The organism is Methylomonas sp. 11b, from assembly GCF_000515215.1.
GTDB lineage: Bacteria > Pseudomonadota > Gammaproteobacteria > Methylococcales > Methylomonadaceae > Methylomonas.
In genome coordinates this window covers 4,985,134-5,001,294 of the sequence record NZ_KI911557.1, presented here as the reverse complement: position 1 = coordinate 5,001,294, position 16,161 = coordinate 4,985,134, and the positions used below count along the sequence as shown (strand labels likewise).

General features: G+C 47.9%; 19 protein-coding genes. 10 read left to right on the top strand and 9 right to left on the bottom strand.

Translation table 11 applies throughout. The features are described from left to right. Positions 1–4: 4 nt before the first annotated feature. The 4 genes from METH11B_RS0123965 to METH11B_RS0123950 form a co-directional block, all read right to left on the bottom strand. Complete coding sequence (locus tag METH11B_RS0123965; protein ID WP_026604213.1) at positions 5–1,981, bottom strand: nickel-dependent hydrogenase large subunit; 1,977 nt, start codon at positions 1,979–1,981, stop codon at positions 5–7. Between the two features lie 50 nt (positions 1,982–2,031). Continuing rightward, positions 2,032–3,141, bottom strand: coding sequence for a hydrogenase small subunit (locus tag METH11B_RS0123960; RefSeq protein WP_197026991.1), 1,110 nt, complete (start codon positions 3,139–3,141; stop codon positions 2,032–2,034). Between the two features lie 119 nt (positions 3,142–3,260). After that, entirely contained in the window at positions 3,261–3,695 is a 435-nt protein-coding gene (locus tag METH11B_RS0123955) for a hydrogenase expression/formation C-terminal domain-containing protein (RefSeq protein WP_026604211.1), read from the bottom strand. Beyond that, a complete protein-coding gene (locus tag METH11B_RS0123950) occupies positions 3,683–4,156 on the bottom strand; it encodes a HyaD/HybD family hydrogenase maturation endopeptidase (protein WP_026604210.1) in 474 nt (157 codons plus the stop codon). The genes METH11B_RS0123955 and METH11B_RS0123950 overlap by 13 nt, the downstream gene beginning before the upstream one ends. Positions 4,157–4,688: 532 nt before the next feature. Between METH11B_RS0123950 and hypE the strand changes: the two genes are divergently transcribed. The 3 genes from hypE (at position 4,689) to METH11B_RS0123935 (ending at position 7,476) form a co-directional block, all read left to right on the top strand. Beyond that, positions 4,689–5,714 carry a hydrogenase expression/formation protein HypE gene (gene hypE, locus METH11B_RS0123945; RefSeq protein ID WP_026604209.1) on the top strand — a complete coding sequence of 342 codons (1,026 nt, stop codon included), beginning with the start codon at positions 4,689–4,691 and terminating at the stop codon, positions 5,712–5,714. Between the two features lie 254 nt (positions 5,715–5,968). Beyond that, positions 5,969–6,427: a hypothetical protein gene (locus METH11B_RS0123940; protein ID WP_026604208.1), complete on the top strand. Its 459-nt coding sequence runs from the start codon at positions 5,969–5,971 to the stop codon at positions 6,425–6,427. Between the two features lie 26 nt (positions 6,428–6,453). After that, positions 6,454–7,476 carry a methyl-accepting chemotaxis protein gene (locus tag METH11B_RS0123935; RefSeq protein ID WP_231499665.1) on the top strand — a complete coding sequence of 341 codons (1,023 nt, stop codon included), beginning with the start codon at positions 6,454–6,456 and terminating at the stop codon, positions 7,474–7,476. Between the two features lie 466 nt (positions 7,477–7,942). On the opposite strand, the gene METH11B_RS0123930 is transcribed toward METH11B_RS0123935, so the two are convergent. Further along, positions 7,943–8,245, bottom strand: coding sequence for an XRE family transcriptional regulator (locus METH11B_RS0123930; RefSeq protein ID WP_026604206.1), 303 nt, complete (start codon positions 8,243–8,245; stop codon positions 7,943–7,945). After that, positions 8,242–8,586: a type II toxin-antitoxin system RelE/ParE family toxin gene (locus METH11B_RS0123925; protein WP_036276406.1), complete on the bottom strand. Its 345-nt coding sequence runs from the start codon at positions 8,584–8,586 to the stop codon at positions 8,242–8,244. The genes METH11B_RS0123930 and METH11B_RS0123925 overlap by 4 nt, the downstream gene beginning before the upstream one ends. Positions 8,587–8,751: 165 nt before the next feature. Here METH11B_RS0123925 and METH11B_RS0123920 point away from each other — a divergent pair, with 165 nt between their 5' ends. Together METH11B_RS0123920 and METH11B_RS0123915 are read left to right on the top strand one after the other, a co-directional pair. Continuing rightward, positions 8,752–9,300 carry a tyrosine-type recombinase/integrase gene (locus METH11B_RS0123920; RefSeq protein WP_026604204.1) on the top strand — a complete coding sequence of 183 codons (549 nt, stop codon included), beginning with the start codon at positions 8,752–8,754 and terminating at the stop codon, positions 9,298–9,300. 592 nt (positions 9,301–9,892) lie between these two features. Then, positions 9,893–10,231, top strand: a complete 339-nt coding sequence (locus tag METH11B_RS0123915) for a DUF2956 domain-containing protein (RefSeq protein WP_026604203.1) — start codon at positions 9,893–9,895, stop codon at positions 10,229–10,231. A 195-nt stretch (positions 10,232–10,426) separates the two neighbouring features. Here METH11B_RS0123915 and METH11B_RS0123910 read toward each other — a convergent pair whose 3' ends face one another. Together METH11B_RS0123910 and METH11B_RS0123905 are read right to left on the bottom strand one after the other, a co-directional pair. After that, on the bottom strand, positions 10,427–10,783 hold the full coding sequence (locus tag METH11B_RS0123910) for a hypothetical protein (protein WP_026604202.1): 357 nt from the start codon (positions 10,781–10,783) through the stop codon (positions 10,427–10,429). Between the two features lie 37 nt (positions 10,784–10,820). After that, the gene (locus tag METH11B_RS0123905; protein ID WP_026604201.1) at positions 10,821–11,273 is read right to left on the bottom strand and encodes a tellurite resistance TerB family protein; all 453 of its coding nucleotides are present in this window, start codon (positions 11,271–11,273) and stop codon (positions 10,821–10,823) included. Between the two features lie 198 nt (positions 11,274–11,471). Here METH11B_RS0123905 and METH11B_RS0123900 point away from each other — a divergent pair, with 198 nt between their 5' ends. Next, positions 11,472–11,657 (top strand): hypothetical protein, encoded by a 186-nt coding sequence (locus tag METH11B_RS0123900; protein WP_026604200.1) that lies wholly within the window; start codon positions 11,472–11,474, stop codon positions 11,655–11,657. A 258-nt stretch (positions 11,658–11,915) separates the two neighbouring features. Here the strand turns inward: METH11B_RS0123900 and METH11B_RS0123895 are convergent, their stop codons facing one another. Further along, the gene (locus METH11B_RS0123895) at positions 11,916–12,806 is read right to left on the bottom strand and encodes a LysR family transcriptional regulator (protein WP_026604199.1); all 891 of its coding nucleotides are present in this window, start codon (positions 12,804–12,806) and stop codon (positions 11,916–11,918) included. A gap of 165 nt (positions 12,807–12,971) precedes the next feature. Between METH11B_RS0123895 and METH11B_RS0123890 the strand changes: the two genes are divergently transcribed. From METH11B_RS0123890 to METH11B_RS0123875, 4 genes are all read left to right on the top strand, one after another. Further along, positions 12,972–13,691 (top strand): pirin family protein, encoded by a 720-nt coding sequence (locus tag METH11B_RS0123890; RefSeq protein WP_026604198.1) that lies wholly within the window; start codon positions 12,972–12,974, stop codon positions 13,689–13,691. A gap of 6 nt (positions 13,692–13,697) precedes the next feature. After that, entirely contained in the window at positions 13,698–14,276 is a 579-nt protein-coding gene (locus tag METH11B_RS0123885; protein WP_026604197.1) for an antibiotic biosynthesis monooxygenase, read from the top strand. A 110-nt stretch (positions 14,277–14,386) separates the two neighbouring features. Next, complete coding sequence (locus tag METH11B_RS0123880) at positions 14,387–15,211, top strand: helix-turn-helix transcriptional regulator (RefSeq protein ID WP_026604196.1); 825 nt, start codon at positions 14,387–14,389, stop codon at positions 15,209–15,211. 250 nt (positions 15,212–15,461) lie between these two features. Further along, a complete protein-coding gene (locus tag METH11B_RS0123875) occupies positions 15,462–16,127 on the top strand; it encodes a hydrolase (protein ID WP_026604195.1) in 666 nt (221 codons plus the stop codon). Positions 16,128–16,161: the final 34 nt, after the last annotated feature.

Below are 16,161 nucleotides of genomic sequence, written 5' to 3'. Positions count from 1 at the left end.
ACTATTACCTCAGCGTAGTTGAAACGTTGACTTTGATTAGCTCTTCGCCATTGGGGTCGGTCACATGCACTGCACAACCGATGCAAGGATCAAAGCTATGGATAGTCCGCAATATCTCCAGGGGCTGAGTGGGTATAGCCAAGGTATGACCTTCCAAAGATTTCTCATAAGGCCCGGGGATATCTTTGCTGCGATCATTTGGGAACTGTGGGTTCGGACTTCTCGGCCCGGCGTTCCACTGACTGGCAACGATGCACTGATAGTTTTTGATTTTGCCGTTTTCGATGGATAACCAATGACCTAACGCGCCGCGAGGAGCTTCAGTGAAACCAACACCAGTCAGGGTAACACCATTATTCCAGGTGGATGTATCTGTCCATTTAAACGCACCGCTCAATGCGGAGCTTTGCGATATAGTGTCGGCATCCGAGACAAAAGTTGCCAAATTGTTGCGAAAATTGGGTTTTGCAGGATCAATGTTGACTAAAAGCCGTTCATGCCAGCGTGACATGGCATCGGCTATCACACTAGTCTCAATGGTGCGCGCTGCGATCCTACCCAAAGTAGAATCAATATCATCTAAAGAAAGCTTTAGCTGATTGACCCAAATCGAATCAACCAATGCCTTTGTCCTGAGGTGCGCAGCACGAACGGTGGCGTCCTGATTCGCAGGTGCTGCTCCAGAAGCTAAAGCATACATCATGACGACATGCGCCAATGGCCCCACTTCCATTGGTTTGTCATACCAACGAGGTGACTTGATCCACGAATAACCGACATTTCGATTTAAGGTGTAATTGGCACCGGGTTTTGGGCCACCTCGATTCGTATAGTTTGGGTTGGTTTGACCTTTACTAGGATGAAGTCCGGCATTGTTACCATTGGTTACATTGAGATAGCTATACCAGGAATGGGCCACGTACTCCTGAATCTCGCCGGTATTGTCCATGTCCAGCGGTTGGACGATCATGTCGCCATCGATGACGCCTTGCGGAATCAGGAAGTTCAATGGATCTCGGATGCCGGTTTCCGGGAATTCGCCATAACACAGATATTTCCAGCCTGTGCCACCGCGTTGCTCCCAACCTTTATAATAACTTGATGTACCAGGTATGCCATTGGACTTATAAAAGCCCGCAATCAGCACAGTGTCTGGCACATACACGTTATCGACAAAATCCTTCATCTTGGCGATTAGGGCGGTGACTTTCGCCATATTGAGTTTGTTGATCGAGGTCCCGCCCCTATCTTCACTCGCTTGTTGGCTGTAATTAGCACTGACCGCACAAGGTACGCCGCCAACCACCAAGTTGGGATGAGGATCTTTGCCGCCAAAGATGGTATGTAGTTTCACCACTTCACGCGCCCAGCCCAGTGCATCTAGGTAATGGGCAACGGCCAATAGGTTACCGGCCGGTGGCAGTTTGTAATCGGGATGTCCCCAGTAGCCATTGGCAAACAATCCTAGTTGTCCTCTATCCAGCAGATTTTTTAATTTCGCCTTTACCGCATTAAAGCTTGTCGTAAGTGTCGCCACGCTTTGATTGGCATAGTAGGTCGGATTATTCGATTTGGCTAAAGCGGCCGTGGCCGCCGAGTCGGCGCTCAAGGCAGACACGACGTCCACCCAGTCCAGCGCATGCAGATGATAAAAATGCATGACGTGGTCATGGATGTACTGCGCACCGATCATCAGGTTGCGGATCAATTCCGCATTCTCCGGCACTTTAATGCCCAAGGCGTCTTCCACCGCTCTGACCGAAGTCAACCCATGTACCACGGTACAGACACCGCAGATACGTTGTGAAATGTGGCAGGCATCGCGCGGATCGCGGCCTTGCATGATGACTTCAATCGCGCGCGCCATGGTGCTGCTGCTGAAGGCTTTGGTGACAGTTTTTCCATCCAGACCCAGCTCTGCCTCTATGCGCAGATGCCCCTCAATGCGGGTAACGGGGTCGATTACTATATTAGTAGCCATAAATATTCTCCGGTTTCCGCGATGTCATAATGCGGAATTGATAAAGCTGACTAATCGTCAACCATTGACTCATCAAGTGCTTTGTAAAAGCCAACCCCTTTGCCAGGAACTGCCATATCCCAAAATCCGGGTTCGGAACATCCGAGACAGCCATGACCGGCTTCCATGGGAAAGCCCGTGCGTTGATTCCACTTCAACTTTGAGCAAGCATTGTGCGTGACAGGGCCTTTACAACCCATTTTTAGTAAGCAATAGCCTTTGCGCGCGCCTTCATCGTCGAAACTGTTGACAAACAACCCATCTTCAAAAAACTCTTCCCGATAACATTCACCGTGTACTGTTTCGCTGTAAAACATTTTCGGCCGGAAATTCGAATCCAGTTCCGGCGCTTTTTTATTTAAAACCCAATACATCAGGGTGCCTGCAATCACCTCGGCAATCGGTGGGCATCCAGAGACATTGATCACTTTTTTGTTTGAGTAGGTGCTACCAAAGCTTTTTAGCGCCGCTTTGATAGATATTGCGCGAGTGGGACTAAGCCCGTTGATACCCTTGGCGGCAGGTAATCCTCCAAAACTGGCGCAAGTGCCTACCGAAACCACCAAGGCAGCATTTGTGGCGGCTTCTTTGAGCAACTGTAGGCCGGTTTTGCCTGACTGGATGAAGAAACCTGCGCCGGCTTTGTCATCGGGAATCGAGCCATCGACTACCAGGATGTAATTTTTCTTGGCAATGGCATCCGCTTTGGATTTTTCCGCCTGAGCACCGGATGGAGCCATCAGCGTTTCTGAATAATCCAGGGAAAGTGCGGTTAAAATGATGTTTTCGATGGAATCGGTTTTGTACTGGGTGTTTGGAAAAACATTTACCAGCGATTCAAGGCATCCGGTGCATTCCTGAAAAGACAAATACACCACAGACGTCACGGGAGCCAGCAGAGCGGCTTCGGCCAGTTTCGGCATCATCGATGCCGGTATCGCCATCATTGCTGACATGCCCATACAATACTTCATGAACGTTCGTCGGCTGACGCCATGGTTTGCCAATCGATCTCCCAGTGTTTCCAACACTGAACCCATATCAACAGGTGTGAGTTCCGATGACTCAGCCAACCGATTTTCTATTCGACTCCTGAGAGCCTTTTTAGATGCTTCTGACATGTTAATCCTCCTATCCGGGATTAATGTGCTGGAAAGGCCTACAACTTATTCAAGCCTTTCGCCGGTATATCATTTCAGTTGCACTTGAACCTGCCATGCCTCTGAAACATTGATTTTTGCTATTGTTCTGCCAATGTTTTTAAAAGATTGCCCAATGTGGATCGGCTTAATACAACATCGTCTTTATGACTTTTCAGGATTTCCGGGAAGAAACTGATTTCTATCTGTTCCGTATAAATGTCGTCGTCCTGATTGAAATGACTAACCCACCAGATCCCGCTAAAGGCTGTTTCCTGTATCTCAGAATGTCCAAAGCTTTGTATGCGGGCGCTGACTTCGCCGGTACCCAATTGGTTTTTGAGAAATTGATAACCCTCTTCACCCAGGCTTGGTAGCGCCCGCAGATCCAGCACGCCCGTTTCTCCTGTATCAAGCAAATTGCTCAGCATGTTGTGGATTTCATTGAGCAAGGTTTTGGCAAGTACCAAGTTGTCGACTGGCGTGCTATCAACAACCAAGATCGGGATGTTGGCGAAAGTGTTTACGCGTTCCATTTCTCAAGTAGCTCCACGGTAATACGGCAGGCTTTAGGGATAGCCATTTCGATAGCCGGTGTTGGCTCGGTACCCAACTCTAGCGATGCGGGTTGAATACCGATCAATGCCCGCTTGGCGGGTAATCGATCGGATAACAGAGCAATCGAGAGTAGATCGATAAGCGTCACATCATGCACGCTCGAATTTTTTTGTTGTCCCAAGAACTGATCCATCTCCTCATTGAGGAAGGTCCTGATAGCCCCTGGCTCGCCATCCAGTTGGGCGGCATCAATGACAATCAAATGATCCGCACTCTCGATTTCACCTATCAAAGAAAAACTGAGCGTGCCACCATCCAGAAAATCAACAAGGGGCAATTCGGGCTGGTCTGCTTTCAATCGTTGCACGACATAAACACCCACACCATCGTCCTGCATGATGGGATTACCTATGCCGAGCACCAGTGTTTTAGTGACCATTGTCCTATTTGCTCCCGTGGTTAAACTCATTATTGCAATCAAATATAAATTTAACCTTAAAAATAAATACCCAGTAATATACTAAGAATAAATATTTTTTCATCAACAATTTCTTTGGCTAAACATACTCGCCTTAAATTAATTTTTGATGAGGATATAATTAAATTTTATTAAATACCGAGTGGCGCTTCATATTTTTTCACATCATGAATTCCGCTAAAACCTTTAGACATAAACGCCTAAGCCATTGAATTAATATAATTTTTATTAGCAAGGATAATCCAGGAATTTAAACACGGAAAAAATATTCGTATTGAAATTGATCCAAATCAATAAAATGTAAATAATATATGTTGTGTATTTTTTTTATCCTACGGAAAGAGTTACTAAAATAGTCATTCCAAAATTCTGCAAGCATGACAGTCGTTAGAATTTTTGTCTCTATTGGTTTCGCAACTTACGCTAGAATCAGAGTTATAAATAATCCCCGAATTGACAACTCGGGAATGACTAAATCCATCTAATTAACAACATGAATTTATCTCGCCGCCTGACTGATACGCACATTGCTCTCGCCCACGGCAACGGTGGCCGTTTAATGCGTGAGTTGATCGAGTCCCTGTTTGCTCATCATCTTGGCAACGAGCTTTTAGACACCCATGTTGACGCAGCGCGCCTGCCGGTAAGGCTGGATGACGATGAGTTGATGGTTACCACCGATGGCTTTACTGTCGATCCCTTGGAATTTCCAGGAGGCAATATCGGTAGCCTGGCTGTGCATGGCACGGTGAACGATTTAGCCGTTTCCGGAGCCACTCCGCTCTACCTGACCTTAAGTGCGCTGATTGAGGAAGGCCTGGAGATTGCAGTATTGGATCGAGTCCTGGAGAGCATGGCCCAAGCTTGTAAAGACAGTCATGTCAGTGTTGTCGCCGGCGACACCAAGGTATTGAAACGCGGCCAGGGTGGCGGCATCTATTTTGCCGTCACCGGCATAGGACGACGTACATCGAGTCTCAAGCTAGGCATGGACATGATTTGTCCGGGTGACGCCATCTTGTTGAGCGGTTCGGTGGGCGATCATGGCACAGCCGTGTTGCTGGCAAGGGAACAATTTGGACTGTCCGGCGACCTGAAATCCGATTCTGCTAGTGTGCTGCCGATTACCCAAACATTAATGGACATACCCGGACTGCGATTCATGCGCGATCCTACTCGCGGCGGATTGGCGACAGTTGCCTATGAAATTGCCCATGCGACCGACACCACGGTGCGCTTAAAAGAAGCCCATATCCCTATTCTCGATCCAGTCCGGACGGTCTGCGACATGCTGGGTTACGACCCACTGTATCTGGCATCCGAAGGCAGAGTCGTCGCGGTGATAGATACGGCCAGCGCTGAATTGGCGCTAAGTAAACTTCACGCGCTCGGCTATGCTGATGCAAACATTGTTGGCACTATTGCTAGCGGTAGAAGCCAAGTTGTTCTTGAAACCGATATTGGCGGAGAGCGAATTCTGGAAGAATTGGAAGACGATCCTCTGCCTCGGATTTGTTAGTGACTTCGACTTAGGATGCTAAGCTGCCCATTTCCCACACCGTGGCAGCCTACAACTCATTTCACGGACTAAGGACCCTGGTTGAAGCCAATGGTGGTTACAAGCAATCGAACCAAATTGGATCACAGTCTTAAAGGCAGTGGCTTCTTGAATGCCTCATATGATCCTGCTAGTCTTTTACGAGTAACCATTGCGTCATTGCATGGCCCGGGTGAATCCGGCACGAACGATTCCTTGAAAAGGAGATTTACACGATGGCGTTACAGCGCAGGGAATCCAGCTTACGCAGTAAATTGCTCAAGGCGTATTTCTTTAGTGCAACTACTATCGTTGCCGTCGGCGCATTCAGCTTCCTAAGTCTAAATACCGCTCTCACAAGTTATCGACAGGATGTCGACGACATGCAGGTTAAGGCGATAGCAGTACTACATATTCAGAGCCAATTTAAGGTTCAAGTTCAAGAATGGAAAAATGTCCTGTTGCGGGGCAAGGACAGCCAAAAGCGGGATAAATATTGGCAAAGCTTTCAGGAAAAAGAAACCGCTGTCCGCCAAGATGCGGTTCAATTGGCATCAAGCCTTCCCGTTGGCAAAGCCAAAACTAAGCTGGATGAATTTATCACAGCACATCAAAAAATGGCTCAGGGCTATCGGCAAGGTCTGGCCGCATATTTGGAGGCAGGTGCCATCCTTATATCGGCGACAAAGCCGTGACGGGAATCGACAGAGCGGCCACCAATTTGCTGGATGAAGTCGAGAGTGAGGTTAATTTACTGGCTCAGCAAGTAAGTTTTAAAGCTGATAGGGAAGCTGATCTCGGCGCTCGGTACGGCATCATCGCGCTACTAATTACATTTGGTGTTGGCATTCTCTCGGCATACTGGATCGTTAGGATGCTGACGCGGCAACTCGGCGGGGAACCAGCCTACGCGGTAGAAGCGGTTGCTAGGATTGCTCATGGCGATTTAAATTTTCAGATTAAGCTGAAGGATGGCGATCAATCCAGTCTATTGCATGAACTCAATGTGATGCGTCTGCAATTGTGTGAAGTGGTCAATGACGTTCGTCATAATGCTCATTCCGTGGCCGACATAGCCAAACAAATCAGTGCCAGCGCCCAAACGCTGAGCCAAGCAGCCATTGAACAAGCATCGGGCATCGAAAAAACATCATCATCTGTTGAGCAGCTCAACGCATCGGTAAAACAAAACGTAGAAAATGCCAAAAACACCAACTTCGTCGCCAATACTGCCGCAACGGATGCGGGTAATAGTAGTGAGGCCGTTAAGCGCACAGCTAAGGCTATGAAAGACATCAATAGCAAAATCAGTTTGATTGAAGTGATTTCCTATAAAACCAACTTGTTGTCTCTCAATGCCAGTATTGAGGCGGCTCGCTCAGGCGAGCAAGGAAAAGGTTTCGCCGTGGTCGCTGCTGAAGTGCGTAAATTGGCAGATAGTAGCCATGCTGCTGCGCTTGATATTAGCGAACTCACACAGAACGGCTTAGAAATTGCCGAACGAGCCAGAAATCTGTTGACGCAAGCCGTTCCCAATATTCAAAAGACGGCCGATTTGATAGCCAAAATTAGCGACTCTTCCGCAGAGCAAGCCATAGGGATTAATCAAATTAATCAAGCAATGACACAGTTGGACAGAACCACTCAGCAAAACGCATCTCTATCAGAACAACTAGCTAGCACGGCTGACGAAATGAGTAGGCAAGCTGACCAATTGCAACGGGCCGTGGCATTTTTCAACTGAGCCTGATAGCCGTCCACCAGGAATGTTTTAGCGAACATAGTGGCGCCCCGCTCACCAAAATCAGCGACCAAGCAAGGGCAGACTTGCTCCGTTTCATAGTGGATCAAACCGGTCCAAACCACCCAAATACCTAGCCGGCTCCAGCATTCTCAGCTCAATCGGAATGGCTAAACGCAAAAATGTGTAAGCTCTATTGACTCTTGCCTTGAAATTTTACTGGACAAGGTTTACACCCCATGACCTGCCTGCAATGTTTCTATCCGACTTCACAAACGCAGAAAAACCAATCAATAGGTAGTAATCGACAGAGGTGAAGGGATTTCGCCCGTCACCCATGGGGCTTGGCATATGATATGTGGTTTTCCGCATTCGGCGCTTGAATCCAACTGCGTTCACCGTTCAGAGTTTCTCTCTGTCACAATTGGCCGGTTTTTAGCCTACATCTATGACTATTTCCACACAAAAATCACACCGGTTCCAACTCTATTTTTACCTTTTTACCGAGCGCGGTGGCCGCGCTCACTAAGGTGGTCAAAGTTAAACTGGTATCTTCTTCATCCAACAATCGATTAAGCGAAGCTCTGCTGGTGTGCATTTTTTTTGCCATCGCAGTTTTACTGAGTTTTAGCGCTGACATGCCTTCTGATATTTGCCAAGCAATGACCCGCTTGGTCGCTACCGCCGTGACTTCCTCAAGGATAGCTTCCTCGCTCAGGAAGTCATCGAAGTCACTGCCAATATGAGGATTTTCTTCGTGTTGACTATTCATTGCTTACCTCGTAATGCTTTTAATCTTTGTTTTGCCAAATCGATTTCTGGCTTCGGTGTTTTTTGGCTTTTCTTGATAAAGCCATGCAGCAATATCATCGTATGCTTGTCCATTACAAACAGGACGCGAGCGATCCGGTTATCCAGCTTAATCCTGACTTCCCAAATATCGCCTTCGAGATGAGCGACTAACGGCATACCCAAAGGCCAACCGAATTGCACCGTTTTAATATCTTCGCCAACCGTTTTTCTATCTTGGGCGGACAACCCTTTCAACCATTCTCTGACAGGCTCGCTACCAGCTTCAGTTGCAAAAAATCTAACAGAAAGGATTGGATTCATTTTTATAGCGTATCAAAATAGATACACAGCAACAAGCACTCATTATTTCGATAAAACGATCATTTTGTCTTACACCGGCAGCAATGTCATTTTCCGCAGTGTCTGGAGCCGATCAAGACCATGGCGTGACAATAAATCTCCCTAAACAACCGTTAGGAGTTTGTCATGAACCCAGAAAATCAAAACAATCAACACACACCCTGGAACAAAGGCAAGTTGATTGGACAAAAATCGCCGCTAAAATTGAAGGAAATCTGGGCCATACGCATGCGTTTGCAGATGGCCAAAAATACACGCGAACTAGCCTTATTCAATCTTGCCATTGATAGCAAGCTCCGAGGCTGTGATTTGGTCAAGCTTAAAGTCTGCGATGTGGCTCAAGGTTGCCGGGTGTTATCACGTGCAATGGTCATGCAGCAGAAAACGCATCGACCGGTTCAATTTGAGATAACGGAACAAACTAGAGAGTCTTTAGCAAACTGGATTAAACAAGCGCAATTAAAATCTGATGAGTATCTTTTTAACAGTCGAATTCATCGGTCACCTCACCTTTCCACACGACAATATGCGCGAATAGTTGAACATTGGGTAACATCCATTGGTCTTGATCCGGCTGCTTATGGGACTCATACCACGCGCCGCACAAAGGCGACCTTGATTTATCGTCGGACGAAAAATTTAAGGGCCGTTCAGTTATTGCTGGGCCATACTTAAGCTGGAAAGCACTGTTAGGTATCTCGGCATTGAGGTTGACGATGCGCTTGAGATTTCAGAACAGACTGAAATTTAGCGCTCATTAAGGCGTAGCAGTCATTAGTTTTTGGCTGCTACGAATCAACACATTTATTTGGCTTGGGTAAAGCGGGTGGATTTTGGCCTGGGTGGGGCAGTAATAATATCAATTTGCTCGCCTAGATCCGGACACTCAATTGGGTGTCGGAGGCTCTTAATAGTTGAAATTAGATCGTGACCTCGACCGGCAGGAATTGGCCGTTTTTTGCCTTACGTCTCTCAAATACACCTCCCATACTGGGGCGTTTGCTCAGATTGACTGAGGGTTATGAGTAATCAGGAAAACGTTAGAGGTTAATGCCAAACTTTAACTCTTTAATGACTTACCTGCACCTTCGCAGTAAGTTAAATTCACTGATTGCGACAAGGGCAAAGTGGTCGGATGTTAACGTTAAGGTAACAAACCGGGCCACGGCCCAGCCCGGCCGTTTCGTCACCCAGCTGATGACAAGCTCCCAAGATTTCGACATACTGACTCCGAATCAAACAATCCGCAGCACCAAATCGAATCACGATGAGCAAAAACCTCTATCAAAAGCCGTCCCAGCAAACGCAGGAAGAAGCCGGCAAAATCGCCAGAGCCCACCAGCGTCCGGCCCAAACCAAAGAGCAAACCAAGTCAATTGCCCAAGGCATTCAAGAAGGTATCGAGCGCTACAAAAAGCAGCAAAAAGCCAAGGCGCGGGAACTGGACAAAAAACGCAAAAAGTTTGCACGCGAAAAACAGCAAACGATTGAGCCCGATGGTCAGGAAATAGAGACAATCATTGTCTACCAGCAACATTGGCTGCCTTGGACATTATTAATATTGACGTGGTTAGTGGGCGGCCTTTATCTCTATATGGGAAGATAACCCGGGTAGACCAAGCTAGAAACACTCGGGCGCCGTCATCCCCGCGAATTCGGGCTTCCAGAGCGATTAACGGACGTCGCCGGCACGGCGACGACGTTAAATTTAGGCCCCGATTCGATAGGAAGGCATTCCGCTCACGCAAGCAAAGTGGCGCGCTTACACCGATTTAGCCAAGCAGCGGAATCGTAAAGTGGCTTATTCAGCCATCAAGCCCGCGATTGGGGCTTTCGCGTTACATTGACTGATGGCCTCGGCAATTTGCGACGCCGAGAGTTTGTGTTTGACGGCCAACGCGCCGTGCCAATTGAATGCTTGGTATTCTTTTTGCGCAAATGTGGCAATCTGGCATTTTTTAGCGGGCGAGTTTGCAAACGGCATTTGGCTATCGGCCGTTAATGGCTCCATGCCTTCGGAGCTAGGCGCGTAAATTAAAAAATCTCCGTTCATCGCCAAGACCGCACGGTATTGCTGGGCGGTGGTGAAGTACAAATCTCCCACCTCAATTTCAGCTTCTTTTAGCCACAGATTTTTGTTTTTCTTGCTCTTTTTCATGAGTGTTTCATTTTGAAAGGTGTTGATACGCCGATATTCAGGGATTGGGATTCGCGCGCAGTTTGGCCAGAATAAAATCGCTATGCGCGACGCCGAGAAGGTCGGCAATCTTCCGCACCATATACTCCTCTTGCGGATCGATGTTGCCGTCGGCATAGGCGATCTGCCAGAGGGATTTAACAAACTTTATCTTCTCCTCAGGGCTTAGGCATCGGTTGATTGTTGATGTAAATTCGTAATAATCAACCGCCTGCCGACGCTTGTGTTCCGCATTGGTCATCAAGGTCTCAGCCTGTTCGGTGGAGAGCGAAAAACACTTTTTCACCAATGACAGAATCTTGACCCGTCCGACATCCTGACAGACATCGTCCATGGTCATCATTTCTGTCATTAAGGCAGTCAGCGCCTCCTGAAGCCTTGCTTCCGCTACAACCTCGGGTGACGCTAAAGAGAGGTGTTTTTCAAAAAACAGTTTAATTTGTTCGAGCATGTCGGGTTTCAGGTATACGTTGCAGACAATTCAATAACGCGTTAATCCATTCTAATTTGTCATATTATACGGCGCATATTTTCCAAGATTGTCATTCCGCCAGGGATTGCCGGAATCCGAGTGCCATGGCGTGGTTAAGGCAGCAATAAGAAACCGGCAATAAAGTGAAGTCTCCCAACATTCACCAGCCTGACCGCAATGAACACCAAAACCGCCAAAATCGACAATCAGAGAGTCAAGTTACCGAAAAAACTCTATATCGCAACCGATGGTTCGTTGAAGTCATGCGTTACCGGGCCACTGCTCGAGCTACCTATCGATTTTCAGGCGTGGCCGCAAATGGACACCAGCAACATCGTTTTGTTTGTCAGCAAAGCCGCTTAGCAGGCTGGTGAAAAACTCACGAATATTTCCCCTTACCCACGGTAACCTTGATTCTTTTGCGCTGAAATTGACCGTGAAGTCGATTTTCAGCGGTTATGCCCCCTGTTTGGAGAGCTTTTTATTCGCCTGAAGCGGTCTTTGAACGGTTTTCAGACGTACTCCACGCCGGTTTCGGCGTGAACACCAAAATGAGTTTGCCGCGCCTCCGATAACCGGCAAAGCCGGCGCTAAGCTTGGGCGACGGCATGCGCCGATATTTCAAACGTCGCTTAACAGCGGCCGGCTTAATGTTTGGTACCACCAATTGGCCGCTTCACCTTTATTTGCAGTGCGCATTGCCAGCCACACCGGTTCCGACGGACGCGCTTCCTCAACCTGCAATTCCATCAGCGATCCGATTTCCAGGTCGTGGGCAACTAATCGTCGCGGTAAAAAGCCAAAGCCCAATCCGGCCCTTTGAAATTGGATTTTGGTGTCGATATTCGGCACCGTAATGCGTTTCTGCCCGGACAATAAACCTACTGTTTTTGCCGGCAGCGACCGGGCGCTATCGGCGACGGCGATAACCGTATGTCTATGCAGCATGTCGGCTTTAATTGGCTGATCTGCTGCGGCCAACGGGTGGACGGGCGCGACGCAAAATGCAAAATCCACGGTATCGATCTGCCTGACTTGATAGCCGCTCCAATTCGGACAATCGCCGACGGCTATGACGATATCCGCTCGTTCCTCACGTAATGCCTCCCATACCCCGCTCATCACTTCCGTGGTGAAGCGAATGCGGGTTCCGCATTCCAGAGTATTAAACTCATGCAAATCGTTAATAAACACCCTGCTGGGTATCAGCGAATCAAACACCACGGTCAGCTCGGCTTCATATCCGGAAGCGATTTTATATAGTCGAGATTCGAGGTCGCCAAAGGCGTGCAATAACAAACGCCCTTCGTTTAACAAGGCATTTCCGGCCGGAGTTAGCGAAAGCTTAGGGCCATTGCGTTCGAATAACTTCAGATCCAATTGTTCTTCCAATTTGGCGACGGCATAGGAAATGGTGGAGGGTACGCGATGCAGCAGTTCCGCCGCGCCCGACATCGATCCGGTGCGGTCGATCGCATCGATAATTTGAATAGCTTCCAGCGATAACTTCATTAGAACTCCAAAACCACTTTCGAAAAAATCGAATATTAAAAGCAAAATAACTCGTTTTAAATAATAAAAACTCAGGAGTATTCTAATTTCACTCGCTTAAAACCCCAATATTCCATACAAAAGCTGAGTTAATGTTAATTCGAAATTTTTGAAAGGAGCTAGATCATGCTGGAAATTCGTCCCGCCCACCGCCGAGGTAGCGCTCAGTTCGACTGGCTATTCTCAAGACACACTTTTTCCTTCGGCAATTACTACGATCCGCAGCAAAGCGGATTTTCCGATTTGTTGGTGATCAACGAAGATATTGTGCAGCCGGGTAAAGGCTTTGGTACGCATCCGCATCGGGACATGGAAATTTTTACCTATGTCATCGACGGTGCGTTGGCGCACAAAGACTCGATGGACAACGGCTCGGTGATCGAAGCCGGCGACGTTCAGTTAATGACTGCCGGAACAGGCGTGACTCATAGCGAGTTCAATCATTCGCAGAGCGAGTTAGTGCATTTTCTGCAAATTTGGCTAGTGCCGAATAGCAAAGGCGTCGAGCCGCGCTATCAGCAAAGTCATTTTAGCCCCGCGCAAAAACAAGGCCGGCTGGCGCTGATTATTTCGCCGGACGGTGCGGAAGGATCATTGTCGGTTTACCAGGATGTGCGGGTTTACGCCGGCTGTTTCGATGTCGGGGAACAGGCGCAGTTAACGCTCGCGGATAACCGTTATGCTTACGTGCATCTGTTAAGCGGCACCTTGTCCGTGAACGGCACCGTATTGCACGCGGGCGATGGCGCCCGCATCCGCGGCGAGCGCCTAATCGACATACAACAGGGTCACAATGCCGAAGTGTTGGTGTTTGATTTACGCCCGCATGAGAAACCCAGCCGGTAGTGCGCCATGAACGAAATCAGCCAAACGTCGCCCAACAACGAACAAGTTTTTTTCGCCATCCGCCATCGGCTGAAAAAAGGTAAGCGCAACCTTCAGCAATACGAGCGTTGGTTAAGCAAAATCATGCCGATCGCGGCGAGCTTTCCGGGGCATTTGGGCGTACAAGTCGTCCGGCCGCCGGACGGCCACAACGAGTATCTGATCGTGGTGCGCTTTGCCGGAATCCAGGCCTTGGAATTCTGGCAGCTGTCTGCGGAACGCCAGCAGTTGCTTCAGGAAATTACCGGGATTCTGGACAGCGAAGAAGCGATCGACATCAAAACCGGCATCGATTACTGGTTTACCCCGCCGGCGGTGGGTAAGCATCCGCGGCGTTGGAAACAATGGCTGGTGACAACGTCGGTGATCTGGCCGTTGACGATGTATGTGCCGCCGGCTATGGAACCCGTATTTGTTAAGTATCCGCAGCTGGGGGAGTTCGGCATTCGCCAGGGTGTATTGGCTTTGGTTATCGTCGGTTTGGTGGTGTATTTGATTATGCCGCTCTATGTCCGGCTAATCGCGAAATGGTTTTTTAAAAGTTAGTGTCCGGATTATGTCTTGGGCGCAAGTCAACGGCAGCGGACTGTGGCGATCGTTACCGCAGTCCTGGTGCAGCCTATTAAAACCACTTTAATAACGGGACAGACTGAATTATGGTACACACTACTTCCAGCAAAATACTGAACTGGCAGATTGAAGGATGCCATTTTTCTCGCTTCGATATAACGCCCGCGCAGTCGATTTCACTGGAAAAAATCTTTCACGATGAAATTGCCATTATCGGTTTTTCCGGTGCGGTTTGGAAAAGCCGGCAAAATGGTCAGAACTATCTTGAAACGCCAAATTGTCTAGTGATGCGCGATGCGGGGCAGATATTCTCCCTGAAATCGGCTTTTATAAATAAGGACGGTGCAATTTGTCGCGAAATCAAAATCAGCCCTCGGCAACTGATCAATTATTGCGAAAAACACGAGTTAAGCAAGTTTGTATTGGATTTCAAAAATCCGATCATTGATAACCTGTATTTACGGAATTACTTTGCCGATACGCATAGAGTTTTAGAAGCCAGCCAATGTGCCCTGGAACAATCGACTTGTCTGGCTCTATTCGTAAATCGGTTTTTGCAGCAAGTGACAGGCAATCATTACGGTTACCCGCAACTATTAAAGCCTTCGAAAGTGAAAATATCCATTGAATATTTGCGGACTTTTTATAATCGAAACATTTCGCTGAACGAGCTTTCGGAAGTCACTAAATCGAATCCGTTTGTGCTATTAAGAAATTTTAAAAAATGCTTGGGAATTACGCCCCACGAATATCTGCAAGCGTATCGAATTATCCAAGCCAAAAAGTATATTTCTACCGGAGTCGCATTAACCGATGTTGCGATATTGTGCGGTTTTGCCGATCAAAGCCATCTAAACCGCGTGTTTAAAAGAAAGGTCGGGGTAACGCCGGGCCAATTTCGAAACGCTTAATCGAGATTGTTTACCTGCCGAATTACTGTCATTTGTACGGTAAAACTGTCATAGGTTTTGTAGCGCTTTTCCTACAGGCACCGCCATTTTTCACTTTGCATTTTGTTTACAGGAGAGATATTAAACCATTTTATTTATACGTTAATTTTTAAGAAAAAAGTCAATATTGTTCAATACTCAAGTCTCAGAGCTTGGTCAAATACAAGTCCGTGAATTCTGACTTAATCAATTTAGTTTAAAGGAGCAATCAATGAGCGCAGCCACCGAAAAACTTATTACCCCCGATAATTGTGCGTTTATATTTATCGACCATCAACCGCAAATGGCTTTTGGCGTGACCAATATCGACCGTCAATTACTCAAGAACAACACCGTTGCGATGGCCAAGACGGCCAAGTTGTTTAATATTCCTACCGTTCTTACCGCCGTCGAAACCGAATCATTCAGCGGTTATATTTGGCCCGAGTTGATGGATGTGTTGCAGCAGGACCCAATCGAACGTTCCAGCATGAATAGCTGGGAAGACGAGGCCTTCGTCGCCGCCGTTAAAAAAACCGGACGTAAAAAATTGGTGATGGCCGCGTTATGGACGGAAGCTTGTCTGATCTTCCCGACCATCTGCGCGTTGGCGGAAGGCTATGAAGTCATCATGAATACCGATGCCTCGGGCGGTACTTCGGTAGAAGCGCACAATGCCGCCATCAGGCGCGCCGAACAACATGGCGCGGAGTCGATTACATCGCTGCAGGTGCTTTTGGAACTGCAACGCGATTGGAGTCGTAAAGAAACCTATGTCGGCACAACGGATATTGCCCGCGAACATTTTGGCGCGTACGGCATGGGTATCGACTACGCGGCCAGCCTGGTGCACGACTATGGGCAACGCGCCAAATATCCGCACAAAGTTAATCCATAAGCGGCGGCGGATTGAATGCGTTTTCCTTATAAAT